The sequence below is a fragment of the Hymenobacter endophyticus genome, assembly GCF_032464715.1.
In the GTDB taxonomy this organism is placed as follows: Bacteria; Bacteroidota; Bacteroidia; order Cytophagales; family Hymenobacteraceae; genus Hymenobacter; species Hymenobacter endophyticus.
Genome location: NZ_JAWDJT010000003.1, coordinates 88570 through 114958, shown reverse-complemented (window position 1 = coordinate 114958; position 26389 = coordinate 88570). Strand labels below are relative to the sequence as shown.

Genomic DNA, 26389 nt, shown 5'->3' with positions numbered 1-26389 from the left:
CGGCGCGAAACTGTGAATTTTCCAGGCTGCGTTGTATCTTCCGGCACGTCAATCCTATTCTGAATGACCTCGTCCCGCCTCCTGCTTATTGCTGGCCTGAGTTTGCCACCTTTGCTTACGGTTACGGCTGCTCCTGGCCCGCCCTCCACACCCACCAAAACTACCGGTACGGTGCGCAAGCACCTGGTGTATTTTAAGGATAAAGCCGGCACGCCGTTTTCGGTGGCGCAGCCGCAGGCTTTTTTATCTACCCGAGCCATTCAGCGCCGCCAGCGCCAGAATATTGCCGTGCTACCGCGGGATTTGCCCGTGTCGCCAGCCTATGTACAGCAGGTAAAGGCCGTTTCCGGGGCGCAGGTGTGGTATACGTCCCGCTGGTTTAATGCCGCTGTGGTTGCCTGCGACTCGGCTACGCTGCTGCAGGTGCAGGCCCTGCCCTGCGTGCGCGCAGCCCAAACCCTGAACCGGGGCCTACCCGGCATCCGCAAGCCCAAAGGCGAAGACACCGACCAGCCCCCAGTGCTGGAACGCGGCACCCGCAGCCAGTACGGCAAGGCCTACACGCAAGCCCAAATGATTGGGGCCGTGCAGATGCACGATGCCGGCTTTCGGGGCGAGGGCATGCAGATTGCCGTTTTTGATGCTGGCTTTCCAGGGGTGAATACTGCTTCGGCCTTCTCCTCCATATTCCAGGAGCAGCGTTTGGCTAGTACCTTTAATGTGGTGGACAAGAATACCCAGGTGTACACCCGCAACAACCACGGTACGCACTGCCTCTCCACCATTGGCGGCAACGAGTCAGGTTCCTACATCGGCACCGCTCCCAAAGCTACTTTCCGCCTGTTTATCACCGAGGATGCCGCTTCGGAACATCCTATTGAGGAAGCAAACTGGCTGATTGCGGCCGAAAAAGCCGATTCGGCCGGTGTAGATGTGATTAGCTCCTCCCTGGGCTACAGCACCTTCGACTTTCCTTCCATTGACTACACTTACGCCAACATGAACGGGCGCACGGCTATTTCTACGCGGGCGGCTACCGTAGCGGCCCGGGTGGGGATGGTGGTGGTGAGTTCGGCCGGTAACGAGGGCAACGGTACCTGGCGCTACATCACCGCCCCGGCCGATGCCGATTCCATCCTGACCGTGGGCGCCGTTGACTCGCTATCCGCAGTGGCGGGCTTCAGCTCCCGGGGGCCTACGGCCGATGGCCGCATCAAGCCTAACCTGGCCGCTATGGGGGTGCAAACGGCCATTGTAAGCGCTAATGGGGTAGTTACTCGGGGCAATGGTACGTCTTATTCCTGCCCGGTGCTGGCAGGTATGGTAGCCGGGTTCTGGCAGGCCAACCCCACGCTCACGGCCCAGCAGGTCATCAGCCTGTTGCAGCGCTCCGGTACCCGCGCCGCCACTCCCAACGACGAAATTGGCTACGGGTTGCCCAACTTTGTGCGGGCCTACAACCTGGCCAATCCCGGCACGCCCCTGGCCGCGGCCCCGCCCGCCCCGCGCCAGAACCTGCTTATTTACCCCAACCCCAGCAAGGATGATGAGCTGTACCTGCATCTGGCCGTCGACTTTCAGGCCGTGCCCCTGCAAGTGCACATCTACGACAGCCGGGGCGCGCTGGTAGCTGAGCAGCAGGTGGCACCCACTTCGGCTGCGGCCGTGCGCCTGAAGCCGGGCGTGCTCACCAAAGGCGTGTACACCTGCCGGATCAGCAATGGGCGTGAGCAGCGCACCGTTCGGTTTGTGAAACTCTAAATCAACCCTCATTCAGCAAGAAAAAAAGCAGGCCACGCTGGTCTGCTTTTTTCTTGCCGATTACCTGAGTAACTAATATAATTGGCTTTATACTTGCGAATAATTTTAGTAAATTGTCTCGCTTTTAAAGCGGTACTTTCTGCCGGTTGAAAAGCCCTTTTTGTCAGCAGATTCACACTAAATTTCTTGTATATGTTGCAGATGATGGTCACCAAGCGCCTGGGTAAGCGCCAGTTTCACTTCACCGTTCAGGGTGCCAATTTTCACGAAGTGGTAGCGGAGTATGACCGCCTGAGCTTCCCGGATGTAAACAAGTGCGGCGTCTGCGGGTCGGATAATCTGGACCTGACCGCCCGCGAGGCGCAGGGCAAGTTCAAGTACACCTCACTCAAATGCCTGGATTGCCGCGCCGACGTGACATTCGGCAAGCGTCAGGATGACGACCAGACCGTGTTTTTGCGCAAAACCGAGGATGGTAAATTGGATTGGCGGGCCTGGGAAAAGGAGCCGGCTACCAAGTAGTCCCCTTCCTCGGGGGCTCCATCCCTCACTAGCCCTCACTAGCAAAGCGCTGGTGTACCCGTTTGGCCGGGTGCACCAGCGCTTTTTTTGTGGCCGGCATACCACTGATTGTGCTCTTGTCGTTGAGTAAGTCATTCCAACGCTTTATTGTATAGCCGGGCTTTTCCTGGGGACATCGTGTTACTATCAGGGGCTATTCCGTTACTTTCGCGCTATGAATCCAACCCGTCGCATGGCGCCGTTGCTGGCCCCCTCACTACTTGCCGCTGATTTTGGCAATCTGCAGTTTGAAACCGAGCGGCTGGCTGGCTCCGCCGCCGACTGGCTGCATTTTGACGTGATGGATGGCCGTTTTGTGCCGAATATTTCCTTCGGCCTGCCGGTGCTGCAAGCCGTGCACCGCCACGCCAAACAGCCCATTGATGTGCACCTGATGATAGAGGAGCCCCAGCATTTTCTGGGTGCTTTCCGCGACGCGGGTGCCGCCAATATCACCGTGCATTACGAGGCCTGTACCCACCTGCACCGCGTGGTGCAGCAAATCAAGCAGCTGGGCTGCCGCGCCGGCGTGGCCCTGAACCCCCACACGCCGGTGAGTGTGTTGCAGGACATTGCCGCCGACCTCGACCTGGTGTGCGTGATGTCGGTGAATCCCGGCTTTGGGGGCCAGGCCTTCATTCCGAACACGCTGCGAAAAGTGGCGGCCCTGAAAGAGCTGCTGGTAGATTGCGGCTCCGAGGCCCTGATTGAAATTGATGGAGGCGTGACGCTCGATAACGCCGGGGCGCTGGTGGAAGCTGGAGCCGATGTGCTGGTGGCGGGTTCCTTCGTGTTCAGCTCCCCCGACCCCGTAGCCACCCTGGCCAATATGCGCCGGCAGCTGGGCGCCGCCGTGAACAGTGCCGAGCTTACCTAGCCTTCCCCGAATGCCAGCAATTTTCCGCGCCCAGTTCCGGGCTCAGTCGGCGGTGTGGCTGGGGCTGCTTGCGGCCCCCGTGGTGCCAGCCTTGTTGCCCGCGCCGGTGCAGGCCCAGCAAACGAGCCGGGTGCTGCTCACCGGTACCGTGCGCGACGCGGCGGGCCGGCCCCTGGAGCAGGTAGCCGTGGGGGTGGAAGGCATGCCCGGCGGCACCAGCACTGATGACCGGGGCCGCTTCGCCCTGAACGTAGTGCGGCCTTTGGGCAGCAAACCGCCCGTGCTGGTTATCCGCCGCCTGGGGCACCGCACCGAGCGGATTCCGCTGGATTTGAGCAGCCAGCGGGAACTGGTACTGACCATGCAGGAAGATAGCCGGGCCCTGGGAAATGTAACCGTGCGGGGCCGCACTGAGGCGGCTGATACCCGCGAGCAGGTGAGCATTCTGCAGCTGGAACCCCGCACGGCCAAGGAAATTCCCTCACCCTTCGGCGACTTTTCGGCGGTGCTCAAAACCCTGCCCGGCGTGGCCAGTACCAATGAGCTGACCAGCACCTACTCGGTGCGGGGCGGCAACTACGAGGAAAACCTGGTGTACGTGAACGGCTTTGAGGTGTACCGGCCCTTTCTGGTGACGGCCGCGGTGCAGGAAGGCCTGAGCTTCGTGAACCCCGACCTGGTGAGCCGCATCGAGTTTTCGACCGGGGGCTGGCAGCCCAAGTACGGCGACAAGCTCTCCTCGGTGCTGGACATTCAGTACACGCAGCCCGACCGGTTTGAGGGCTCCGCTACGGCTAGCTTGGTGGGCGGTACGGTGCACGCCGGGGCCGCCTCGGCCAACAAGCGGCTCAGCTACCTGGCCGGGGTGCGCTACAAAAATGCCACCTACGTGTTCAACTCCCTGCAGCAGCAGCAGGGCGGCTACAACCCCACCTTCTACGACGGCCAGAGCCTGATAACCCTCAACCTGGGGCCGAAGGACAACCTGGAACGCACGGGGCTGAGCCTGTTCAATACCTTTGCCCACAACGATTTTCGCTTCAACCCCGAAAGCGGGCAAAGCTCCTTCAGCACCGGTACCAACCAGCTTTCCCGCCTGTACATTGGCTACGCCGGGCGGGAGCGGATGCAGTACGACATGTACCAGGGCGGCCTACGCCTGCACCACGATGCGGGGCGCAACCTGCGGCTGGAGCTATTGGGCGGGTTGCTGTACTCCCGGGAATTTGAGTACCGCGACGTGGAGGCGGCCTACAGTATTGCCGAAATCAATCGGGACCAGAACTCTCCTGATTACGGCGGCGACCTGAACCGGCGCGGCCTGGGCTCCCGGTTTCAGCACTCCCGCAACAACCTGCTGGCCCGCATTGCCAGCCTGGAAACCCGCGGCACCTGGACGCCCGGTGAGCGAAATACGGTGCGCTGGGGCCTGAAAGTAGGGCAGGAGCAGATTGAGGATGAGCTGAACGAGTACAGCTTCGTGGACTCGGTCGATTATGTGCCGGAGTTTCGCCGGACCCGCCTGCGCTCCAGCCTGAACCTGGAAAGTACCCGCACCCAGGGCTACCTCCAGCACACCATCCGGTTTGATTCGCTGCGCACGCTCACCTACGGGGCCCGGGCCAGCTACTGGACGGTGAACCGCCAAGCTACCGTTAGCCCCCGGGTGCAATATTCCTTCACCAGTGCCCGTAACCCCCGTTTGGCTTGGAAAGCAGCCGTGGGCCTGTACCATCAGCCGCCGTTTTACCGGGAGCTGCGCTACCAGACCGGGGCCCCGCAAAGCCAAGAAGGCGTGCTGAACCTGGATTTGCGGGCCCAACGCTCCCTGCATTTTATTGTGGGCAATGAGCTGCGCTTTACCCAGTGGGGCCGCCCGTTCCGCTTCACCGGTGAGGCCTATTACAAGTACCTCACCGACGTAGTGCCCTATGACATCGACAACGTGCGCCTGCGCTACCAAGCCCAGAACAAGGCCCGGGCCTACGCCGCCGGCCTTGATGCCCGGGTGAGCGGGGAGTTTATTCCCGGCACGGAATCCTGGTTTAGCCTGGGCGTGCTCACCACCCGTGAGAATCTGGCCGCCGACTCCATCAATACGTTCGATGCCAATGGGGGCATTACCGGCCGCGTGCCCAAAGGCTACATCCGCCGGCCTTCGGATCAGCGGCTGAATCTGGGCGTGTTTCTGCAGGACAATTTGCCCGGCAACCCCTCGGTGAAAGGGTACGTGAACCTAGTATTTGGTACCGGCTTGCCCTTCAGCCCCCCCGATGCGCCCGATTTGCGCGGTACCAGCAAGCTTACCCGCAGCTACAAGCGCGCCGACCTGGGCTTTACCAAAGTGCTCAGCCTGCGCTCAGGAGTTGAGCAGCAGCAGGGCCGCGCCGTGCAGCTTCGTAGCCTCTGGATGAGCCTGGAAGTGCTCAACGTGCTGGGCGCCGACAACTTAGCCGGCTACAACTACATCCAGGACCTGAACGGGGTAACGTATTCCGTGCCGAATTTCCTCTCGCGCCGCCTCGTGAACCTGCGGGTTATTGCGAGATTTTAAGGCGTTTAAGGGGCTTTTTGCCGGTTGGTTCCTAGCTTAGACTTTGTTCTTGGTGTACGTCGCGGAAGCACAGCATCGGGAGGAGGCGTTCCTCCTTATCAGCGTCGAAGCCACAAGTGGCCTGGAATTCCCGCGGATTGTGGTAAGTGCCGAACAGCCAGTCCCAGAGCGGTAAGTCGCCGTAGTTGTGGCTGTGCTTCTGGTACTGGTGGTGAATACGGTGCATTTCGGGGCGCTGAAATACGTAGCCAATCCACTGGGGCGTGCGCACGTTAGTGTGGTAAAAAAACTCGCCCAGGGCCGTGCAGAGGGTGTACACGGCCCCGGCCGCCGGACTCAGGCCCAGCACCGTAAAAACCAGCAGCCCACCCAGCACGGAGTTAACCATCATTTCGAGCGGGTGCTTGTAGAAGGAGGTAATCACCTCAATGCGCCGGGGGCTGTGATGAATCTGGTGAAAGTGCCGCCACAGGAAATCGACGGTGTGCCGCCACCGGTGCCACCAGTAAAACACGAACGTGGCCGCAACGTAGGCCAGGAGGCCGCCCGCCACCGGGCCTACGTACCGGGAAAGATGCAGCAGGGAATACGCCGACAGCCACTTCTCCCAGCTCACGCCGGCCAGAAGTACTACACCCAATTGGGCCCCGTTGATGGCCAGCACGCGGAGCGGCCAGGACGAAATGCGCGGCAGTGGCCAGCCAGGAATCAGCCGTTCCAGTACGAAGCAGCCCACGAATACCGCCAGAATATAGCCGAGGGTGGGCGGAAAATCCAGTTTGGGCAACAAGGAGAAGTCGCAGCTTGCTAGAACGAGCGGGGAAAGCACAGGGGTTGACGTTTGGTGAAACCATGCGTCAAAAGTCTCCTGCACGGGACTAACTTCCCTTGATATCTGTCAAGAACGACGGCTCAAGAGAGGCGGCTTAGCAGCGACGGGCGCGCAAGCGGCTCAGCGTTTCGGGCGTGATGCCCAGGTGGCTGGCCAGCAGCTTAAGCGGCACGCGGCGGGCTACATCGGGAAACTGCTGCACCAGCAGCGCGTACCGCTCAGTGGCCGGCAGCATGCGCAGGTGCAGCGCCCGTTGTTCACTCAGCACGTAATACTGCTCCGTGAGCACCCGCCCAATGTAATTGAACTCGGGAAACTGCTGGTAGAGGGCCTGCAAATGGTCCTGGGTGATAAACCAGAGCACAGAATCCTCCAGGGCCTGCAGGTATTCGTGGGAAGGCTGCCGGGAGAAAAAGCTGAGAATGGCCGCCACGAAATGGCCCTCGGGCATAAACCAGGCCGTGACTTCTTTGCCATCCTTTAGGTAGAAGCCCCGGATTAGCCCACTTTCCAGAAAGTAGAGCTTGTGGGCCGTGTGGCCCGGTTGCAGCAGCAGGCTGCGGGCCGGAGCCGTTTCCCGCCCCACCAATTGGCGTAGGGCCGCCTCCAGCCCCGGGGAAAGCGGGTGAATAGCGTGGCAACGGGCAATGAAGGTATCCATGGAAACAAATAACAGCCAAAAGGAGAATGTTAGCCAACGTCAGCACGTAAAAAGGCAGCGCGGCTACGTCCCAATGGGAAGCCGTAGCCGCGCTGCCTTTTTACGTGTTCCTTTTGACCTACTTAATAAGCCTTGGCCTGCCACTCAGTGAGAGCAATGCGCATGCCCGGCAGCTGCGACTTAAAGGCGGTATCCTCTTTGTCGCCGAGCTTGATGGCCTTGCGGGCGTAGACGATGGCCGTGCCGAAATCCTGCTGCTGGGCCAGCAAACGGGCCTTGATCCAGTTGTTGGGGGCCGCATCCTGCAGCTTCAATGACTCATTGATCCACGTGAGGGCGCGCTCGGGCTGGATGTTATTCTGCACCAGGTAATCGGCGGCCTGGGCCAGCAGCTGCCAGTCGTCGGGTTTCTGTTGCAGCACCTGCTCAATACCCACCAGCACCTGCTTGTGCACCTCCGTTTCGATGAGCAGGGTGAGGGTACGCTTTTCCCAGGTGAGGTTGAGGTGGGCACCGGTGGGCTTGATGTCGGAAAACCAGTACGTCAGGTTTTCGTGGAAGGGGGCCGTTTCGGGCATCACCGGCACCCGAATTACGTCGTCGCGCTGGTCGTAGCCCTCGGCCCCCCAGTGGGTAGTCACGCGGTTCAGGGTCAGCTCCCAGTCCCGGTCCTGGTGGGGCACCACGTAGTAGGAGTACTGCCCGGCCGGTACCAGCTGGCCCCTGAGCAAAACCGGCGTAGAGAAACGGATAAGCGTGTTTTCATTGGCACCGGCCCGCCACACTTGGTCGTAGGGCACCAGCCCGCCCCACACCGTGCGGTTACGCACCGCCGGCGCGTGGTAGTCTACTGTTACTTCCGTGAGCCCAAACGTTTGCGAAACCGATGCCCGGGGACTGGCCTGGGGCAGGGGCAGCTGAATGGCGGGCACGCCAGCGGCCGGAGCCGCCATGCCGCTTGGCACCGGGCTGGCGGGCGTAGTGGGTACGGGCTGGGAAGCGGCAGGGGTGGGGGCTGGCTCGGGAGAAGCTGGGGCGGTGGCAGGGGCCGTCTGGGCCCGCACGAGCTGGGGCGCACAAGCCAGGCTTAGCCCCATGGCCCAACAAAGAGCTGATAACCGAATATTAAACATAGGTGAAAGCAACAGGTGAGGCGGAAAAACCACAACGGGCAACTCCGTCGGAGTGTTGGGCCCCGAAACAATGGTGCCAGAATGACGGCTCTGGGGCGGAAAAGGCAAAGGTCCGGCTTTTATGATAAAAATTCGGTGAAAAAGTTTTCAACTCTGGCCGTCGCGCTTACCTTTGCCCCGTTACCACAAGCCCCGCATGCCCTTCTCCGCGCTTTTCCTGAGCCCCATGAGCCATCTGGCCGCCCCCGCTGCGGGCCGCCTGGCTGGGGCCTGCGCGTCTGAGACTCAGCATCACCATCATCACGGGCACCATTCCTCTTTCTAGAGGAATATACGCATCATATTGACCCCGTTGGGCGAACCGCAACCGGTTCCCTGGCCCCCAGAAATCAGGTGGCCCGGCCAAATTATGGCCATTTTCCAACGTCGGGGTCTACTTCCCCGTTTCCCCACCAACTCATCCTTGAATTGCGGTTGCGCACCGGGCAAAATCAGTCCCTGCCGACTCCCAAATTCACCATTTACTTCCCAACGACATGCTCCGTCTGGCCATCCAGAAATCGGGCCGCTTAAGCGAAGACTCCCTGAATCTGATTCGGGAATGCGGCATCAGCTTCCTCTCGGCTTCCTACAAGCTCAAAACCGAAGCCACCAACTTCCCCCTCGAAATTCTCTACCTGCGCGACGACGACATCCCCGGCTACGTGCAGGACGGCGTGGCCGACCTGGGTATTGTGGGCCAGAACGTGCTGGTAGAATCCGGCTTTCCTAACCTTGAAGTAGAAGGTCTGGGCTTCAGCAAGTGTCGCCTGAGCTTGGCCGTGCCCCGCGCCGCCGCCTACGACTCCATTCAGGATTTGCAGGGCGTGAACATTGCCACTTCATACCCCCGCATTCTGGGTGATTACCTCGCGGAGCGCGGCGTAAAAGCCAACCTGCACACCATCAGCGGCTCGGTAGAAATTGCCCCCAGCATCGGGCTGGCCGAGGCTATCTGTGATATTGTGAGCAGCGGCTCCACGCTGTTGGGCAACGGCCTGCGCGAGGTAGAAACCGTATTCCGCTCCGAAGCCGTGCTCATTGCCAACCAGAACCTGAGCGCCGAAAAGAGGGAGCTGCTGGAGCAGTTGCAGTTCCGGATGCAGGCCGTGCGCCGCGCCCGCCGCAACAAGTACATCATTCTCAATGCCCCGGTGGCGGCCCTGGATGCGGTGAAGCAGCTGCTGCCTGGCATCAAGTCGCCGACGATTACGCCGCTGGCCGAGGAAGGCTGGGTGTCGGTGCAGTCGGTGGTGAACGAGGACGATTTCTGGCATATCACTAGCCAGCTTAAAGCTGTCGGCGCCGAAGGAATCCTGGTACTCCCGATTGAGAAAATGATTTCCTGATTAGTGCTCAGTTGTTAGTGCTTGGTGCTTAGTAAGCAGACTTTAGAACATACCAAGCACTAACAACTAAGCACCAAGCACTATTCCAGATGAACATCTTCCAATATCCATCCCAGCCGGAGTGGGCGGCCCTGCAGCAGCGGGCGGCCCAGCAGCAGGCCCAGGACGTGGAGCAGCGCGTACAGCAGATTTTCGAGGACGTGCGCCGGCGCGGCGATGCGGCCCTGCTCGACTACGCCCGGCAGTTCGACGGGGCCGACCTCGCGGGCGGCCTACGCGTGGGGCCCGAGGAGCTGGCCGCCGCCGCGGCCCAGGTCCCGGCCGAACTGCAAACGGCCATCCGGCAGGCGCGCGCCAACATTCTGCGGTTCCACAAAGCGCAAATCCCGCAGGAGGAGCGCGTGGAAACCATGCCCGGTGTTACGTGCTGGCGGCGGGCAGTGCCCGTGCAGCGCGTGGGCCTCTACATTCCGGGCGGCACCGCGCCGCTGTTCAGTACGTTGCTGATGCTGGGCGTACCGGCCCGGTTGGCCGGCTGCCCTGAAATCGTGCTGTGCACCCCGCCCCAGAAGGATGGCTCGGTAAACCCCATCATCCTGTTTACGGCCCAGCTGCTGGGCATCAGTACCATCGTAAAAGCCGGCGGGGCCCAGGCCGTGGCCGCCCTGAGTGGCGGTACGGACTCCGTGCCGGCCGTGGACAAGATCTTCGGCCCCGGCAACCGCTACGTGACGGCCGCCAAGCAGCTGGCTACCCGCTACGGCGTGGCCATCGACATGCCGGCCGGACCATCGGAGGTGCTGGTTATTGCCGATGAATCGGCCACGCCGGCCTTTGTGGCCGCCGACCTGCTTAGCCAGGCCGAGCACGGCCCCGACTCGCAGGTGATTCTGCTGTCGGACTCCTTATCGATGCTGGAGCAGACCAAAGCCGAGGTAGAGCGCCAGCTGCGCGAGCTGCCCCGGGCCGAAGTAGCCGCGCTGGCCCTGCAGGAAAGCCGCGCCATCCTGCTGCGTACGCCGGAGGAAATGCTGTACTTCTCGAACCAGTACGCGCCTGAACACCTGATTCTGGCCGTGCGCAACCCAGAGCAGCTGGCCGAAGGCGTCACCAACGCCGGTTCCGTGTTCCTGGGCCACCTCACCCCGGAAGCCGTGGGCGACTACGCCTCGGGTACCAACCACACGCTGCCCACCAACGGCTACGCCCGCAACTACAGCGGCGTGTCGCTGGATTCGTTTCTGAAGAAAATCACCTTCCAGCGCCTCACCCCCGAAGGTCTGCTGAATGTGGGCCCCGTGGTAGAAATCATGGCCGAAGCCGAAGGCCTCCGCGCCCACGCCCGCGCCGTGACCCTCCGCCTGGAATCCCTGGCCGGCGGGGAGCAGTAATGGTAAGATGAAGTAGTACGTCATGCTGAGCGGAGCCGGAGGCGCAGTCGAAGCATCTCTACCGCTTCGTTGTAAGGCTAATCAGTTAGTCAGCGGTAGAGTGTCATGCTTCGGCAAGCTCAGCATGACACTCTACTAAATCCGTGAAATCCGAATAATCCGTTTAAATCCGTGATTCATGTTCAACCTCGATAGCCTCGTACGCCCCAACCTGCGGGATATGAAGCCCTACTCGTCGGCCCGCGACGAATTTCAGGGCGAGGCCCAGGTCATGCTCGACGCCAACGAGAACAGCCTCGGCAGCGCCGGCCCCGATCAGTTCAACCGCTACCCCGACCCGCAGCAGCGCGCCGTGAAGCAGGAGCTGGCCCAGCTCAAAGCCGTACGCCCCGAGCAGATTTTCCTCGGCAACGGCTCCGATGAAGCCATCGACCTGCTGGTGCGCCTCACCTGCGTGCCCGGCCAGGATAGCCTGCTCATCCTGCCGCCCACCTACGGTATGTACGAGGTGGCCGCTAACCTGAATGATGTGCGCGTGGAGCGCCTGCAGTTGACGCCCGACTTCCAGCTCTCGCCCGAAATCGTGGCCGGCGTGCTGGCTTCGGATGCCAAAATCGTGTGGCTCTGCTCGCCCAACAACCCCACTGGCAACCTGCTCCACGCCGAGTATATGGAGGAAATCCTGCGCGGTTTCCACGGACTGGTAGTGGTAGATGAGGCCTACGCCGATTTCGCCGCGGCCCCCAGCTGGACCACCCACCTGGCCGAATTCCCCAACCTAGTGGTGCTGCAAACTTTCTCGAAGGCTTGGGGCCTGGCCGGCCTGCGCCTGGGCATGGCCTTCGCCTCGCCGGAAATCATCGGCTACCTCAACAAAATCAAGCCGCCCTACAACGTATCGGAAGCCACGCAGCGTTTCGCCCTGCAGGCCCTGCGCGACGCCGACCGGTTCGAGGCGCTGCGCCAGCAGCTGCTGGTGGGCCGCGACTGGCTGGCCGAGCGCCTGCCCGCGCTGCCCATCGTGGCGGAGGTGTTTCCTTCGGATGCCAACTTCCTGCTGGTGCGCTTCCACCCCGATGCCACGGCCGTGTATGATTTCCTGGTCGCCCGGGGCATCATCGTGCGCAACCGCACCACCCAGCCCGGCTGCGCCGGCACGCTCCGCCTCACCGTGGGCACCCCCGCCGAGAACGAGCTGCTGCTCCAGGCCCTGCGGGAGTTTGCGGGGTAGTATATATAAGGAGTGGAGAACGTCATGCTGAGCTTGCCGAAGCATCTCTACCGTTTCGTTCGTTAATCAAGTTCGTTCGCTAATCAAGCCAAAGCATGAGCGAAAATCCTGTGATTGGCCGGATAGCCAATGCGTCCCTAGTTCTTGAGCACTTCGGATACTGGCCGAATTTTCACGATGCGGAAGTGAAGAAAGTGACCTTTGAAGCCAATCCGGGCTATTATCCAACGGTTACTTTTGTGCTTGCTGCATTTGAGACGACAGCGTCAACCGATGAGCGGGGATACTTTCGTCAGGCCAAGCACTGCGAAATCGAACTTCGGTTTACAGGCATCAAGGAAATCGACTTTGATGGGTTCGGTCATCAAAACGTCATCTTCAGTTTAAAATTTGACGAGCAACACGCTGACCTCACCTGCACACTCGACTCGGCGGTCGGTCTGGATGCTTTCATTGTTGCGCAAGCTGCTGAAGTGGTGAGTTTGCTGCCAAACAAAATGTCAGATCACGCGCCAAGTGCCTGAGTTGACCAACACTTTTACTTACTCATGAAAAAAGTACTCTTCATTGACCGCGACGGGACCATCCTCATCGAGCCGCCGACGGATTTCCAGGTGGACGCGCTGACGCGGGAAAAATTTCAGTTTGTGCCCGGTGCCATCACCGGCCTGGCCCGCATTGCCCGCGAGCTGGATTACGAGCTGGTGCTGGTGAGCAACCAGGACGGCCTCGGCACCGAGAGCTACCCAGAGGATACTTTCTGGCCGGCGCACAATATGATGCTCGATGTGCTGCGTTCGGAAGGAGTGGAGTTCGTGCGTGAGCACATCGACCGGAGCTTCCCCCACGAGAACCTGTCCACCCGTAAGCCCGGCACCGGCATGCTCACTCAGTACTTGGGCGAGGGCAGCGGCTACGACCTCAAAAATTCCTTCGTCATCGGCGACCGGCTGACCGACGTGGAGCTGGCTCAGAACCTGGGCTGCCAGTCCATCCTGCTGAAGCCGGAAGGGGAGGGCGACGACCGCGCCGCGCTGACGACCATGAGCTGGGAAAAAATATACCAGTTTCTGCGGCTGCCCGCCCGCACCGCCGTGGTACAACGCGACACAAACGAAACCAAAATCAGTATCGAGCTGAACCTCGACGGCAACGGCCGCCCCGAGATGCACACCGGCCTGGGCTTCTTTGACCACATGCTCGACCAGCTCAGCAAGCACTCGGGCGTGGATATGCGCATCACGGTGCAGGGCGACCTCCACATCGACGAGCACCACACCATCGAGGACACGGCCATTGCCCTGGGCGAAGCCTTCACCCAAGCCCTCGGCGACAAGCGCGGCCTGGCCCGCTACGGGTTCCTGCTGCCCATGGACGACGTGCTGGCCCAGGCCGCCATCGATTTCTCGGGCCGTCCCTGGATTGTGTGGGATGCCGAGTTCAAGCGCGAGAAAGTAGGGGATATGCCCTGCGAAATGTTTTACCATTTCTTCAAGAGTTTCTCCGATACCGCCCGCTGCAACCTCAACATCAAAGCCGAGGGCCAGAACGAGCATCACAAGATCGAAGCCATTTTCAAGGCCGTAGCCAAGTCCATCAAAATGGCGCTGGTGCGCGACGCCGGCCGCATGGAAATTCCCAGCACTAAAGGCATTTTGTAGTTTATCCATTTGTTTAAACAAATGGATAAAGAGCTGTCTTGTTGTGACTTGTGTGTATAACGATTATCCTGATTGGAGCGAAGGACTTTATTGCGTTGCACCGATTCGGGCTGGCGTGAAAGGCCCTTCGCTCCAGCCCGAATGACCGTTCAGTGAATAGAAACTCATTTAATCATTTGTTTAAACAAAAGAGTAAACGACGTCATTCACTCGATATGTTCAAATGGAAATAGCCATAGTAGATTACAAAGGCGGCAACGTGCAGTCGGTGCTGTTTGCGCTGGAACGGCTGGGCGTGCAGGCCACACTCACAGCCGACCACGACGTGATTCGCCGCGCCGATAAGGTGCTGTTCCCAGGTGAGGGCGAGGCCGCCTCCGCCATGCGGGAGCTGCGCGCCCAGGGCCTGCATGAACTGCTGCCCACACTCACGCAGCCGTTCCTGGGCATCTGCCTGGGGATGCAGCTGCTGGGCCGTCATACCCAGGAGGGCGGTGGCACCGAGCTGCTCGGGATTCTCCCGTTCGACGTGGTGCGGTTCCCGGCCACCGCGGAGTACAAAGTGCCGCACATGGGCTGGAACAACCTGCAGACCTTGCGCAGTCCGCTGTTCGAGGGTCTCGGCGCCGAGGACTACGTGTACTTCGTGCACAGCTACTACGCCCCGGTGGGCGGGTATACTATTGCCGAGGCCGCGTACCCCGCGCCGTTCAGCGCCGCCGTGCAGCACGAGAACTTCTACGCCGTGCAGTTCCACACCGAAAAGAGCGGCCCCGTCGGCACCCGCATCCTGGAAAACTTTCTCAAGCTGTAAGCTCGTGATAAAAGAACGGTCATGCTGAGCTTGTCGAAGCATCTCTACCGCTTCGTTGCAATGCCAATTGATTAGTCAGAGGTAGAGATGCTTCGACAAGCTCAGCATGACGTTTTTTTGATCCGCTATCAGCACCAAGCATTAGACCCCAACATGGAAATCATTCCCGCTATTGACCTCATCAACGGCCAGTGCGTGCGCCTGACGGAGGGCGACTTTGCCCAGCAGACCACCTACGACGCCGACCCGCTGGCCGTGGCCCAACGCTTCGAGGCCGCCGGCGTGAAGCGTCTGCATCTGGTGGACCTCGACGGGGCCCGCGCCAAGCGCCCCGTGAACCTGCCCGTGCTGGAGCGCATTGCCCGCCACACCAGCCTGCACATCGACTTCGGGGGCGGATTGCAGAGCGAGGACGCCGTGCACCAGGCCTTCGACGCCGGGGCCCGGCAGATTACGGCCGGCAGTATTGCCGTGCGCGAGCCCGAAACCGTGAACGGCTGGCTCCACACCTTCGGGGCCGACCGCATCATCATCGGGGCTGACTACCGCGACAACCACATTTCCATCAACGCCTGGGCCGAGCAGAGCGAGCGGACCCTGCGCGAGTTTGTGGAGGGCTACCTGGCCAGCGGGGCCACCACCTTCATCTGCACCGACGTGAGCAAGGACGGCAAGCTCCAGGGCCCGTCGCTGGCTACGTACACCGAGCTGCGCGAGCAACTGCCCGCCGCCCGCCTCATTGCCAGCGGCGGCGTCACCACCATTGCCGACGTGGAGGCCCTGGCCGCCGTGGGCATGCACGGAGCCATCATCGGGAAAGCCATCTACGAAGGCACCATCACGCTGGAGCAGCTGCAGCCCTGGCTGTAAGCAGATCTACCAACGAATATCCTCTGTGTACTCTTTCCAGGTCGGAAGACTTTGGAGCTTTCGGAAACTGTTGGTTTGCACATTTAGCTCCCAAATAGAACTGTGTTGTCCAAACGGGTCAACGAGCAGATGTAGGACTGATGGCCCGATGTATCGAAGCGCTTCAACCCATTGCCTTTCCGGAAGGAGAATAATGTGTTTACCCCGCCGAGAATGCCAGATTGTAACATGCTCGCCTGCTACGACTGCCCAATCATGGTCACGGCTTATGTAGCCACATGCTGGGTCGCCATAGAAGTCGTCTTCCAAAACATGTTCACCATTTCTTTTGCGGATGAGAATGGCGTCTTCAAAAATGTGGCCCAGCAGAAATTCTGACGTTTCATCAAGTACTCGTAAATCTGGATAGGCTTTAAGCCAATTAATCTGCTTAATTCACTTTTGATGGAAGATGTAGATTAAAGATACTTCCGGAAGAAAACCAACCAAGCATGCTAACCAAACGAATCATACCCTGCCTCGATGTGAAGGATGGGCGCACCGTGAAAGGGGTGCGCTTCGAAGGCCTGCGCGACGCGGGCGACCCGGTGGCTTTGGCTGCCCGTTACGCCCGCGAGGGCGCCGACGAGCTGGTGTTCCTCGACATCACCGCCACTAACCAGAAGCGCGCGACGCTGGTGGCCCTGGTGCGCGACGTGGCCCGGGAGCTGGACATTCCGTTCACCGTAGGGGGCGGCATCGGCACCGTGGCTGATGTGGAAGCCCTGCTCATGAACGGGGCCGACAAAGTGAGCATCAACTCGGCCGCTTTAGCCCGCCCCGAGCTGATTGATGAGCTGGCCGCTCGTTTCGGCTCCCAGTGCATCGTGGTGGCCGCCGATGCCCGCTACCACGACGCCGACGGCTGGCAGATCTACACCCGGGCCGGTACCCACAACACCGGCCGCGACGCGGTGCAGTGGTGCCGGGAAGCCGCCGAGCGGGGCGCGGGCGAAATTCTGCTGACATCCATGAGCAACGACGGCACCAAGGACGGCTTCGCGCTGGACATCACCGGAGCCGTGAGCCGGGCCGTAACCATTCCGGTAGTAGCCTCCGGCGGCGCCGGCTCCAAGCATGATTTTACTAATGTGTTCCAGCAGGCCCAGGCCGATGCCGGCCTCGCCGCCAGCATCTTCCACTTCGGCGAAATCGGCATCCGCGAGCTGAAAGAACACCTGCGCCAGGATGGCATTGCCGTGCGGCTGTAATTTTAGTTGTCAGTTGGTAGCTGTCCGTTGTCAGCTTATTGACTGCTCGCGCCTGTACTACTCAACTGCCAACTACCAACTAACAACCAGATCCAATGGATTTTGCCAAAATGCCCGATGGGCTGATTCCGGTGATTGTGCAGGATGCCCACACGGGGCAGGTGCTCATGCTGGGCTACCAGAACGAGGAAGCGCAGCGCGTAACTCACCAGACGGGCCGCGTGACCTTCTTCTCCCGCTCCAAGCAGCGCCTCTGGACCAAGGGCGAAACGTCCGGCAACTACCTCACCGTGGTGAGTGAGCACGAGGACTGCGACCAAGACGCCCTGCTCATCCTGGCCCGCCCCGATGGCCCCACCTGCCACCGGGGCACCACCAGCTGCTTCGAGCAGCCCCGGCAGACGCGCTACCCGGCCCCGGCCGTGAGCTTCGTGGCGGAGCTGGAGCGGCTGGTGCAGCGCCGCCACCAGCACCCCGACGAAGACCCCAAATCGTACACTGCCTCCCTGTTCCGCAAGGGCATGCCCAAAATTGCCCAGAAAGTGGGAGAGGAGGCCGTGGAAACCGTCATCGACGCCGTGGGCGGCAACGTGGAGGGCCTTAAAGGCGAAGCCGCCGACCTGCTGTACCATTTGTTGGTATTGCTGACGGCCTCGGGCCTCTCGCTGGAAGACGTGGTGGACGTGCTCAGGCAGCGCCACACCACCATTTCCGGCGGGGTGCGGCGGGAGTAGCAGCAAGACAGGATCATCATGCTGAGCGAAGCCGAAGCATCTCTACCGCTTCGTCAGGTGCTTTACCACTTATATATAACTGACGAGCAAAAGATGCTGTCATCCGTTCGGCCGCTTTTGCGTATGGGCAGGTACCTTGCTGAAAACCTTGCGTACCTTGCGCCCCGTTTTACCCCCACTCGTTTCTATGCCTGCTGCTCCCGACCGCGCTGCCTACCTTGCCACCCAAAGTCTGACGGTGCTGGTGCCTGTCTATAATGAAGAAGAAAGCCTGGGGCAGTTTGTGGTGGAGATGGACAAATTTCTGGCCGAAACGCCGGTGCCTACCACCGTGCTGTTCGTGAACGACGGCTCCACCGACGGCTCCCTGGCCATTCTGCGCGACGTATGTCGCCAGAAGCCGAACTACGAATTCATCAGCCTGAGCCAGAACCGGGGCCTGAGTACCGCCGTGAAAGCCGGCATCGACCACGCCCGCACCACGCTTATTGGCTACATTGACTCCGACATCCAGACCACCCCGCTCGACTTCCTAACTTTCTTTGAGTTCTTTCCGAAGTATGACATGGTGAATGGCATCCGCGCCAAGCGCCAGGATACATTCGTGAAGAAGATGTCGTCGGTTATTGCCAACACCGTGCGCCGTACGCTCATCAACGACGGGATTCAGGATACGGGCTGTCCGCTGAAAATCCTCAAAACTGAGTACGCCCGCCGCATTCCGCTGTTCCACGGCATGCACCGCTTCCTGGGGGCGCTGGTGCAGTTGCAGGGCGGTACAGTGAAGCAGCTGCCGGTGCGGCACTTCCCGCGCTTTGCCGGCACGGCTAAGTACAACCTCTGGAACCGGGCCTGGAAGCCGCTAGTGGACACCTTCGGCTTCCGCTGGATTCGCTCCCGCTGGAAAAACTACGAAATCGGGGAAGCGCACCGGCAGCAGGCCGCGGGGGCCACCACCACGGGCAAGTAAGTTCCGGGCTCTATGACGTCGCAAACGGTTGCCCTGGGCATTGGGCTGGTGTCGCAGCTGCTGTTTTCCAGCCGCATTGTGCTGCAGTGGATTCAGAGTGAGCGGGCCAAGCGGGTACTGGTGCCCACCTTATTCTGGCAAATCAGCCTGGTATCCTCGTTTTTGATGATTGTGTACGGCATTCTGCGCCACGACCCGGTTATTCTGGGCGCGCAGCTAATCAGCTACGCCATCTACATCCGCAACCTGCAGCTGCTGGGCGAGTGGCGGCAGCTGCATCCGGGGTTTCGGGCCGGGGCGTACGCATTTCCGGTGGCGATGCTCGGCTGGTTTGTGGCCGGCAACCAGCACTTCAGCCTGCAGGCCATGCTGGGCAGCCGTATTCCGGCCGGCTTGCTGGCTTTGGGTGCCGTAGGCCAAACCATCTTTCTGCTGCGGTTCGTGTACCAGTGGATCTATTCCGAGCGAAAAGGCGAGTCGTCGTTGCCCCTGAGCTTCTGGGTTATCAGCTTCGTGGGCTCCGTACTGATTCTGGTGTATGCCTTTCTGCGCCTGGATCTGGTGCTCATTATTGGTAATGCCTTCGGGACGGTGGTGTACGCCCGCAACATGGTGTTACTCCGCCGCGAGTTGCGCCGCAGCACGATGGGTAGCGAGGGGACGCCGGTAAAGGCCCGGGTGAAATAAAGACCACTTCCGGCCCGGTACTCCCCACTATCCAAGTTGTGGGGGGCGGGTCGGGGTGTATCTTTGCCGGTAAGCGTACGGGAAACACCCCACCAACACGGGAGCCTATAAACGGCGAAACCCCGGCTGTTGGCGCAACCGGGGTTTCAAGAAGTGGGTGCCTACACACCCTATCTTCTTCAACCAATGAGAAAGGTGCGTACGAAACCGAAGCAAGCCGTTCGGCGGTTTCTTCGGGAGAACAAGTCCCTGCTCTTGCAGGTGACGCTGTTTGTGGTAAAAGAGTGGCTACTGCCGCTGCTGCACCACTGGTAACAGGTTCGGATAAGGGGCGGGGCAGCAGGCTCAGCCCCTTATTTTATGGCCGGCCGTTTGCCTTGCCCTACAAACATACGGGGTTCCAAGAAGTTTGGTGCAACCCCCGCCTCAAAATTTGTGACCCACGGCCACGGCGCCCGGCTCAAGCCAGGAAGTTTGGTCCAGCCACTGCACAAATTCGGTGAGGCCCGCTTCCAGGGTAGTCTGGGGGGAATAGCCCAGCAGCTGGCGGGCTTTGCTGATATCGGCGTAGGTGATGTCCACGTCGCCGGCCTGCATAGGCTGAAACTCCAGTTGGGGCTGTTCGCCCACGGCCTCGCCCACGGCGGCAATCAGCTCCAGCAACGCCACCGGCCGGCTGTTGCCCAGGTTCACCGTTTCATACACGCCAGTATGGGTAAGCAAGTAGTGCACACCCCGCACAATGCCCTCCACGGTATCCCGCACAAAGGTATAGTCGCGGGCCGTGCTACCGTCGCCGAACACCGGAATGGGCTGCCCGGCCCGCAACAGGCGCACAAACTTATGAATGGCCAGATCGGGCCGCTGCCGGGGACCGTACACGGTGAAGAACCGGGCATTGAGCACGTCCAGCCTGTGCAGGTGGTGGTAGGTGTAGGTGAGCTGCTCCCCGCTGAGCTTGGAGGCGGCGTAGGGCGAGATGCAGGCCGCCTGCAGGTTCATATCCTCCCGGAAGGGCTGCTGGCGGGTGTTGCCGTACACGGAGGAGGAGGAGGCAAAAAACAGCTTGCCAATAGCGCGGTGCCGCATCCACTCCAGCAGGTAGGTGGTGCCCAGTACGTTGTTTTCCAGGTAGCCGGTGGGGTCCTGCACGGAAGGGCCCACGCCGGCTTTGGCGGCCAGGTGTACTACGGCCTCAATTGGGTCGGCGGGCAGGGCATCCACTAGGGCATCCAGCCCCCGGCGCAAGTCTACCTCGTGAAAGCTAAAGCGGGGGTGGGCCAGGCAGGTAGCCAGGTTCTGCTCCTTGAGGGTGCGGTTATAAAACGGGTCGAAGTTATCCAGGCCCACCACGCGGTGTCCCTCGAGGAGCAGGCGCTCGGCCAGGTGTGAGCCAATAAAGCCCGCGCAGCCCGTTACCAGTATGGATGCCATGCGTACGATGCAGGGAGAAAAGGGAAGAGGAAAAGAGGACCTGACACCAGGCTAGGGCAAAGGTAACCGGAAATGCCCCCCGCCGGTTATTCTGCGTATAGGCCCCGGCCAGCTCGTTACGGGTAAGTGCCAGCCCCCGTTGCCGTCCGCCTTCCTGTTTCCTGCCACCCCCTAGCTATGCCTCGATTTTCCATTCCTTCTGCCTGCCCCGTGGCCCGGCTGCTGGGGGCCATTAACTGCGGGCTCCCCTGCGCCGACAGATCGGCAGACCGGCAGAAGCGCTTACCTGAAACGATACCGTAACCCCAATTCCCGACACCGCACCCACTAGCGGGTAGTTGCGGTGTGTCTGCCAGCGCGTTTCTTTGTTGCTATGTCTATACTACATCCTGTATCGTCCCGGTGGGGGCAAGCCGTAGCCGTGCTGCTGGTGAGCAGCTTTAGCTTTTTCATTCACGGCGATGCGCCGGCCGTCAGTCTGATGGAGTCGCGCAACTTTGTGGCGGCCCGCGAAATGGTGGCCGGTGGCTCCTGGCTTATCCCCACCATGAACGGGGAGCTGCGCCTGGCTAAGCCGCCGCTCCCCACCTGGACGGTAGCGGCCGTGCAGCAGCTTTCCGGGCCCACTGCCGACCTGGGGATGTTGCGGTTGCCGGCGGCGGTGGCGGCTTTATTGCTGGTGCTGTTCTTTTGGGGCCTGGCCCGGGAACTGACGCGCCAGCAGCCGGGGGAGGCCTCGGCCCCGGGCCGTACGGCCTGGCTGGCGGCGTTGGTACTGGCCAGTAGCTTGCTGGTCATCACCACGGGCCGGGAAGGGCAGTGGGATATTTTTGCCAACAGCTTAATGGTCGGGAGCCTGTGGCTGCTGGTGCGAGGGTGGCAGCGGGAGCGGGGAGTAGCATATATTCTGCTGGGCGGCTTGCTGGCGGGTTTATCCATGCTCAGTAAAGGGCCGGTGCCCTTGTACGCGGTCCTGCTCCCGTTTCTACTGGCTTTTCTTGTTCAACAACCCCAACGACGGCGGCTGGTGGCCGGGCAGGGTGGTGCTACGCTGGGAGCCGGTATTCTGGCCCTTGTGGTGGGCGGCGCGTGGCCCCTGTATATCTGGCTGAAGGTAGCACCCGTAGCCTTGCACGTAGCCCGCACCGAAATGTCTTCCTGGGCCGACCGCCACGTGCAGCCCTTCTGGTATTACTGGTCGTTTTTCGCTTTTACCGGGCTCTGGGCCCTGGTGGCCCTGGCCGGGCTTGTTGCGCCGTATGCCCGGGCCCGGGCCGGCCGTTATGTGCCGTACGCGCTGGCCCTGGCTTGGGTGGTGGGTGGCCTGGTGCTGCTAAGCCTGGTGCCGGAAAAGAAAGAGCGGTATATGCTGCCCCTGATGCCACCGTTGGCGTTGCTTGTAGCTGGTCTCATCCGCTACTGGGAAAGCACCGCCCGCCCGGCCCTGGCCAAAGCAGACGTGGGGCTGATCCGGAGTTGGGGAGTATTATTGGCGCTAGTGGCGGCAGCCGTACCTGTAATGATGAGGGTGGTCGGCCTTCCTGGTTTCACTACCGGCTCAACCCGTTGGGTCTGCGTGGTCGGTATTTGCAGTGGGCTGGTGGCGTGGGTGCTAGGGCAGGGGGTGCGCCGGCTGCAGCCACGGGTGCTGACCGGGGCTACACTGGTATGCACGGCTAGCTTGTTGGCGCTGCTGATGCCCGCGTACCCGGCCTGGGAGGCCCGCAAGGATACGCCCGGGCTAGCTCATATCCAAGATGTCCGTACCTGGCCCCAGGTGCAGGGCCTGGCCGACTGGCGTAGTCTGGATACCCTGCATGTCAAGCAAGCCTGGAGCGCGGGCCGAACCGTACCCGTTTGGCATCCCTCACTGGTGGACCTGCAAAACCTGAAGAAACCTGTGCTGGTGCTAGCGGGTTCGCCGGTACTAGCGAAGCTACCAGTTGGCTGGCAACAAAGCGTGCGTGTGCAACGCCTTGATAGCTTTTATCTGGGCCGCAATGAAAAATCAGGATACTGGCATGTATCTAGGATAGATCCTATGTGATAATAGACAGTGAATACATAAATACCTGTCTTTCAATTAAGTAGAATACTATTGAATTAACATAATAAATATATGTAAATTCAACATGTAGATTATGACCGTTAGACTGAGGCAGTAGGGGGACGCAGAATGTGCTGAATTGTGTGTCCGATAGCCCACCGCCTAAAAAGCGGTTCTCAACAGGAGAAAGGGGCTTCAGAATGATGTTCCGAAGCCCCAAATCAACTACTCCTTTTGAAAGCATACCACTACTACCCGCTACGGTATACTCAAGCTGAGTTGGAGTGGGAACCGAGCCGCAGCGGGTACTGGTAGCCGTATGTATTAAGCTGACAAGCGTCGGCGGATCTGCTTGATCAATACTTCCACTACATCTAAGTCATCCAGTTCGTCTACCCGGAGCTGCGTATCTATACCCGGTCCCTGAATGCGAATAGAGTAGCTAGTGGTAGGCTCACTTCCCATCTGACTGGTTGATACTACTTCAGAAGCAGTTGCGCCCATCGTTTGGTATGCAGGAGCAGGTACATCAGATATACTGCCAGGCCTGGGGGGTATACGGGTGGTAAATACCGCTTCGGGTCCACTAGTAGCTACTTGTGTTGCTTGTGGTATAACCGGAGCGGTATGTGGAGTGGTAAAATCAGGTATAGTTTCCTCCAAATCGTCCGTGTCAAGGCCAAATAGGCTGGATACAGCATCAATAGTCCGGGCAGGGGTGGGCACTGGGGGTATAAAGCTGGTGACGGGAGATAGACCACGGGTAGTAGACAGATCTGCGTCCTCGTCGGGAGTAGTAGAACGCCCGGCAGAGCTAGCGGAGTTATTAGATACTCCTGTAGCTCTGAAAAGATTGCTAGGCATCTCACCACTGGCTAACTCCCGGCGTGGGGCCTGCTGGGCGGCTAACAGGTCAATATCCGCTAAGACGTTACGCTCATCCATAATGCCTGCCATCCGTGCTCCATCTATAAAGGCCTTGGCAACAGTTTGGGCATTTATCTCTTCTACTCCGAATTCTCGGATCAGCATTACGTCAAACATATGCACAGGAAGCTCCCGGTTGCGAAACTTGCGGCATATCTGATTAAACAGAGGAGGGTGTAGAAAAGCTTCCCGGTGGTAAATCAGTTCCTCCTGCTTGTCATAGGCATGCTTGATGCGACGAAACAAGTTGGTGGTAGTGAGAAATTCCCGTTTACTCGTCAGTAAGCCAAACTTGACGGCTGAGCCAATAATAGCTTTGAAAGAGCCACTGACTTTCCGATTAAGCTTACGAGCAGCGGTTTCAATAGCACATTTGCCCCCAGTATCATCTACTACTTCAGCTACTTCCCAAGCACCCATGTACGATGTGCGGGGATAGTCGATAGTCTTTGGCATATAAAAGAGAGGTAAAAGAAAGGATGAGTAAAAGTAATGGGTATAAATCAAAGATTATTAAAAATAGTATTACATAGTAGTATAAAGTATAAAAAAGTAAAATATATAGTGAAATTTGTGCTTTTTTATACCTTTATGATTCTTCTTTTATTTTAACTTATATCCTTCTGTATATCCTTACTATATTTTATACCCCCTTACACACGGGGCTGGGGGCAAGGGGAGAATAAATCACCTTAAGAAAAGGTCGTACTGGTGATCTAACGCTTTATCAACCTGTAGAAACGTAAAAACCAGCCAGCTATAAAGGTTAAACCTGAGAGGCTCTTAGAGTATTCTAAAAGCCTTCGTTTCAGCTATTGTGAGTAACAACATTTATCAGAAGGAGAGGAGTGCCTTGTTTAAAAAGTAGCCGAATCCCCACCCTAAGTTAAGATAACCAACTACGGTCTGAGACGCCTTGAGTGTTCATGCCCAATTTGCCCGCCTGCCAAAAAACCGGAACATGCAAACGCAGACAGCCTCAGGTCCAATCAAGACACGTGCTTCCCCAATAGATATGAACATACAACTGATCAAGTCTTTTAGACAGTCACAAGCTAGTACACACTTTAGATTCAGTAAACTCACTACCAGCTGTTGAGTAAAATATAGCTATAGTCCGCGCTGCTAAGCAGTATGTACCGAGTCCGGGAAGCGGTTTTGCGTGATTTAGCCATTGTTATTATAGAAGATACCAAGCAGTGATAGTCGCTGGCCGCCTCTTCAGAGCAGCTTCTTGTGGCTGGGGCTTACCCACTGACTGGACCACCAAAATTCGGAATTAAATGGCTGTGTTTTGGGAAACATTCATGAACCTCAGTTGTGCCATCTGTACATAGATACTTTTGTCTTATAATTTATATTATGTTAAGTAAAAGATTAAAAGAATAGGCCAGCAGAGTATGCGGGCCTATTCTCTCTAGTTGCTCCCCTATTCCGGGGGCACAAGTTATTTCTTTGATGCGTCTAGCTTAGCTGACATTTTTTCGGAATCAGCCGTGCGGCCTACGCGCAGGTAGGCCTTCTGCAAGGACGAGATGGTAGACCGATCATTGGGCTGTACTTGTAGAGCCTTCTCGAAGTACGGAATCGACTCCTGGAACCACTTTTTGCCGTCGGCTTCAAATTTCTTCCCGTTCTTATTATAGTCAGCCAGGCTCATCTTGCTAGCCTTCGTGAACAGATCAGCGCCTTTGTTGTAGCTGTAAACACCTAGGTTGAAGTTCGCGTCGAAATTCGTTGGGTCAACTTCTACTGCTTTGCGGTACGCTTCCAACGCTTTAACCGGCTGCTTGTCTCCATCCAAAATGGAGCCTTTAACAGCATACAAGTTAGAGTTGGTGGGGTCAGCAGCAATGGCCCGGTCAATTTTGTCGAGGGCTTCTTTGCCACGGCCGGCGCTGAGGTACATGTTCAGCTCCTCCAGCATAAAGCTCTTGTTGGTTGGGTACACTACCAGCGCATCCTGCACCACCTTCAGAGCTGCAGCATCGTCTTTTTCCTGGCGGGCAATCTGCAGCAGCCGGCCGTACATCTGCGGCGACTTATACCCTATGCCCTGGAGCTTACCATACATTTCCTTGGCGCCGCCGAAATCCTGGTTGGCTTCCGAGGCATACGCGGCATACAAATAAGCCGTGGAATCCTGAGGCCTGATTTGCTGAGCCATGCGGTATGAGTCAACAGCCTTGGCGTAGTCCTTACCGTTGTAGCTTTCAACGCCGGCGTTCAGAGCCAGCCCATACAGGCCGTCGAGCTTGGCCGTGGCCATTTTGCCGTACTCACTGTCCTTGCCTTCCAGGGTTACGGCTTTAGAATACGATTCAAAAGCCGTTTTGGTGCCTTCGGTAACGGGCAACGACTTGCCATAAATGGGGCTAGCGACGATGCCCTCGTAGATTTCACCCCGGGTATACCAGGTTTTGGCTTTGCCCTGGGTTTTTTCGTTGGTAATGGCTTTATCAATTTCAGTGCGGGCCTTGTCCAGCGTACCTTGTTTCTGGTACAAGATGGCATTGGTTACGGCCGAGTTCTGGGCCGACGCCGTGTGCAGGGCGGCAGCGGCTACAAGAGTCAACAGAGTCTTCTTCATGGGAGGTTTGCTGAAG

General features: G+C 59.1%; 22 protein-coding genes. 16 read left to right on the top strand and 6 right to left on the bottom strand.

Features of this window, described 5'->3' with window-relative positions:
- Positions 1-63 precede the first annotated feature (63 nt).
- From ROI90_RS06895 to ROI90_RS06880, 4 genes are all read left to right on the top strand, one after another.
- Positions 64-1761: a S8 family serine peptidase gene (locus ROI90_RS06895; RefSeq protein WP_315997602.1), complete on the top strand. Its 1698-nt coding sequence runs from the start codon at positions 64-66 to the stop codon at positions 1759-1761.
- Between the two features lie 192 nt (positions 1762-1953).
- A complete protein-coding gene (locus ROI90_RS06890) occupies positions 1954-2283 on the top strand; it encodes a hypothetical protein (RefSeq protein ID WP_315997601.1) in 330 nt (109 codons plus the stop codon).
- A 232-nt stretch (positions 2284-2515) separates the two neighbouring features.
- Positions 2516-3199, top strand: coding sequence for a ribulose-phosphate 3-epimerase (gene rpe, locus ROI90_RS06885; RefSeq protein WP_315997830.1), 684 nt, complete (start codon positions 2516-2518; stop codon positions 3197-3199).
- Between the two features lie 10 nt (positions 3200-3209).
- A complete protein-coding gene (locus ROI90_RS06880) occupies positions 3210-5753 on the top strand; it encodes a TonB-dependent receptor (RefSeq protein WP_315997600.1) in 2544 nt (847 codons plus the stop codon).
- 31 nt (positions 5754-5784) lie between these two features.
- On the opposite strand, the gene ROI90_RS06875 is transcribed toward ROI90_RS06880, so the two are convergent.
- The 3 genes from ROI90_RS06875 to ROI90_RS06865 all read right to left on the bottom strand — a co-directional run bounded on the left by ROI90_RS06875 (position 5785) and on the right by ROI90_RS06865 (position 8379).
- Positions 5785-6582, bottom strand: coding sequence for a sterol desaturase family protein (locus tag ROI90_RS06875; protein ID WP_315997599.1), 798 nt, complete (start codon positions 6580-6582; stop codon positions 5785-5787).
- Between the two features lie 97 nt (positions 6583-6679).
- On the bottom strand, positions 6680-7246 hold the full coding sequence (locus tag ROI90_RS06870; protein ID WP_315997598.1) for a Crp/Fnr family transcriptional regulator: 567 nt from the start codon (positions 7244-7246) through the stop codon (positions 6680-6682).
- A 122-nt stretch (positions 7247-7368) separates the two neighbouring features.
- Entirely contained in the window at positions 7369-8379 is a 1011-nt protein-coding gene (locus ROI90_RS06865) for a DUF2911 domain-containing protein (protein ID WP_315997597.1), read from the bottom strand.
- 536 nt (positions 8380-8915) lie between these two features.
- On the opposite strand from ROI90_RS06865, the gene hisG reads away from it, so the two are divergent.
- The 11 genes from hisG to ROI90_RS06810 all read left to right on the top strand — a co-directional run bounded on the left by hisG (position 8916) and on the right by ROI90_RS06810 (position 19375).
- Positions 8916-9767 (top strand): ATP phosphoribosyltransferase, encoded by an 852-nt coding sequence (gene hisG / locus ROI90_RS06860; protein WP_315997596.1) that lies wholly within the window; start codon positions 8916-8918, stop codon positions 9765-9767.
- An 89-nt stretch (positions 9768-9856) separates the two neighbouring features.
- Complete coding sequence (gene hisD / locus ROI90_RS06855; protein ID WP_315997595.1) at positions 9857-11158, top strand: histidinol dehydrogenase; 1302 nt, start codon at positions 9857-9859, stop codon at positions 11156-11158.
- A gap of 178 nt (positions 11159-11336) precedes the next feature.
- Complete coding sequence (gene hisC, locus ROI90_RS06850; protein WP_315997594.1) at positions 11337-12389, top strand: histidinol-phosphate transaminase; 1053 nt, start codon at positions 11337-11339, stop codon at positions 12387-12389.
- Between the two features lie 95 nt (positions 12390-12484).
- A complete protein-coding gene (locus ROI90_RS06845; protein WP_315997593.1) occupies positions 12485-12913 on the top strand; it encodes an Imm50 family immunity protein in 429 nt (142 codons plus the stop codon).
- Between the two features lie 24 nt (positions 12914-12937).
- Positions 12938-14050, top strand: coding sequence for a bifunctional histidinol-phosphatase/imidazoleglycerol-phosphate dehydratase HisB (gene hisB, locus ROI90_RS06840; RefSeq protein WP_315997592.1), 1113 nt, complete (start codon positions 12938-12940; stop codon positions 14048-14050).
- 223 nt (positions 14051-14273) lie between these two features.
- Complete coding sequence (gene hisH, locus ROI90_RS06835; RefSeq protein WP_315997591.1) at positions 14274-14864, top strand: imidazole glycerol phosphate synthase subunit HisH; 591 nt, start codon at positions 14274-14276, stop codon at positions 14862-14864.
- Positions 14865-15017: 153 nt separating this feature from the next.
- Positions 15018-15734, top strand: a complete 717-nt coding sequence (gene hisA / locus ROI90_RS06830) for a 1-(5-phosphoribosyl)-5-[(5-phosphoribosylamino)methylideneamino]imidazole-4-carboxamide isomerase (RefSeq protein WP_315997590.1) — start codon at positions 15018-15020, stop codon at positions 15732-15734.
- A gap of 491 nt (positions 15735-16225) precedes the next feature.
- Positions 16226-16984 carry an imidazole glycerol phosphate synthase subunit HisF gene (gene hisF, locus ROI90_RS06825; protein WP_315997589.1) on the top strand — a complete coding sequence of 253 codons (759 nt, stop codon included), beginning with the start codon at positions 16226-16228 and terminating at the stop codon, positions 16982-16984.
- A 95-nt stretch (positions 16985-17079) separates the two neighbouring features.
- On the top strand, positions 17080-17718 hold the full coding sequence (gene hisIE / locus ROI90_RS06820) for a bifunctional phosphoribosyl-AMP cyclohydrolase/phosphoribosyl-ATP diphosphatase HisIE (protein ID WP_315997588.1): 639 nt from the start codon (positions 17080-17082) through the stop codon (positions 17716-17718).
- Positions 17719-17905: 187 nt separating this feature from the next.
- Positions 17906-18688 carry a glycosyltransferase gene (locus tag ROI90_RS06815; protein ID WP_315997587.1) on the top strand — a complete coding sequence of 261 codons (783 nt, stop codon included), beginning with the start codon at positions 17906-17908 and terminating at the stop codon, positions 18686-18688.
- Between the two features lie 12 nt (positions 18689-18700).
- Positions 18701-19375 (top strand): lipid-A-disaccharide synthase N-terminal domain-containing protein, encoded by a 675-nt coding sequence (locus ROI90_RS06810; RefSeq protein WP_315997586.1) that lies wholly within the window; start codon positions 18701-18703, stop codon positions 19373-19375.
- A gap of 426 nt (positions 19376-19801) precedes the next feature.
- On the opposite strand, the gene ROI90_RS06805 is transcribed toward ROI90_RS06810, so the two are convergent.
- Positions 19802-20809, bottom strand: a complete 1008-nt coding sequence (locus ROI90_RS06805) for a GDP-mannose 4,6-dehydratase (RefSeq protein ID WP_315997585.1) — start codon at positions 20807-20809, stop codon at positions 19802-19804.
- Positions 20810-21182: 373 nt separating this feature from the next.
- Between ROI90_RS06805 and ROI90_RS06800 the strand changes: the two genes are divergently transcribed.
- Positions 21183-22856 (top strand): ArnT family glycosyltransferase, encoded by a 1674-nt coding sequence (locus tag ROI90_RS06800; protein WP_315997584.1) that lies wholly within the window; start codon positions 21183-21185, stop codon positions 22854-22856.
- A gap of 324 nt (positions 22857-23180) precedes the next feature.
- Here the strand turns inward: ROI90_RS06800 and ROI90_RS06795 are convergent, their stop codons facing one another.
- Together ROI90_RS06795 and ROI90_RS06790 are read right to left on the bottom strand one after the other, a co-directional pair.
- A complete protein-coding gene (locus ROI90_RS06795; protein ID WP_315997583.1) occupies positions 23181-24239 on the bottom strand; it encodes a hypothetical protein in 1059 nt (352 codons plus the stop codon).
- Positions 24240-25230: 991 nt separating this feature from the next.
- On the bottom strand, positions 25231-26373 hold the full coding sequence (locus ROI90_RS06790) for a tetratricopeptide repeat protein (protein ID WP_315997582.1): 1143 nt from the start codon (positions 26371-26373) through the stop codon (positions 25231-25233).
- Between the last annotated feature and the right edge of the window lie 16 nt (positions 26374-26389).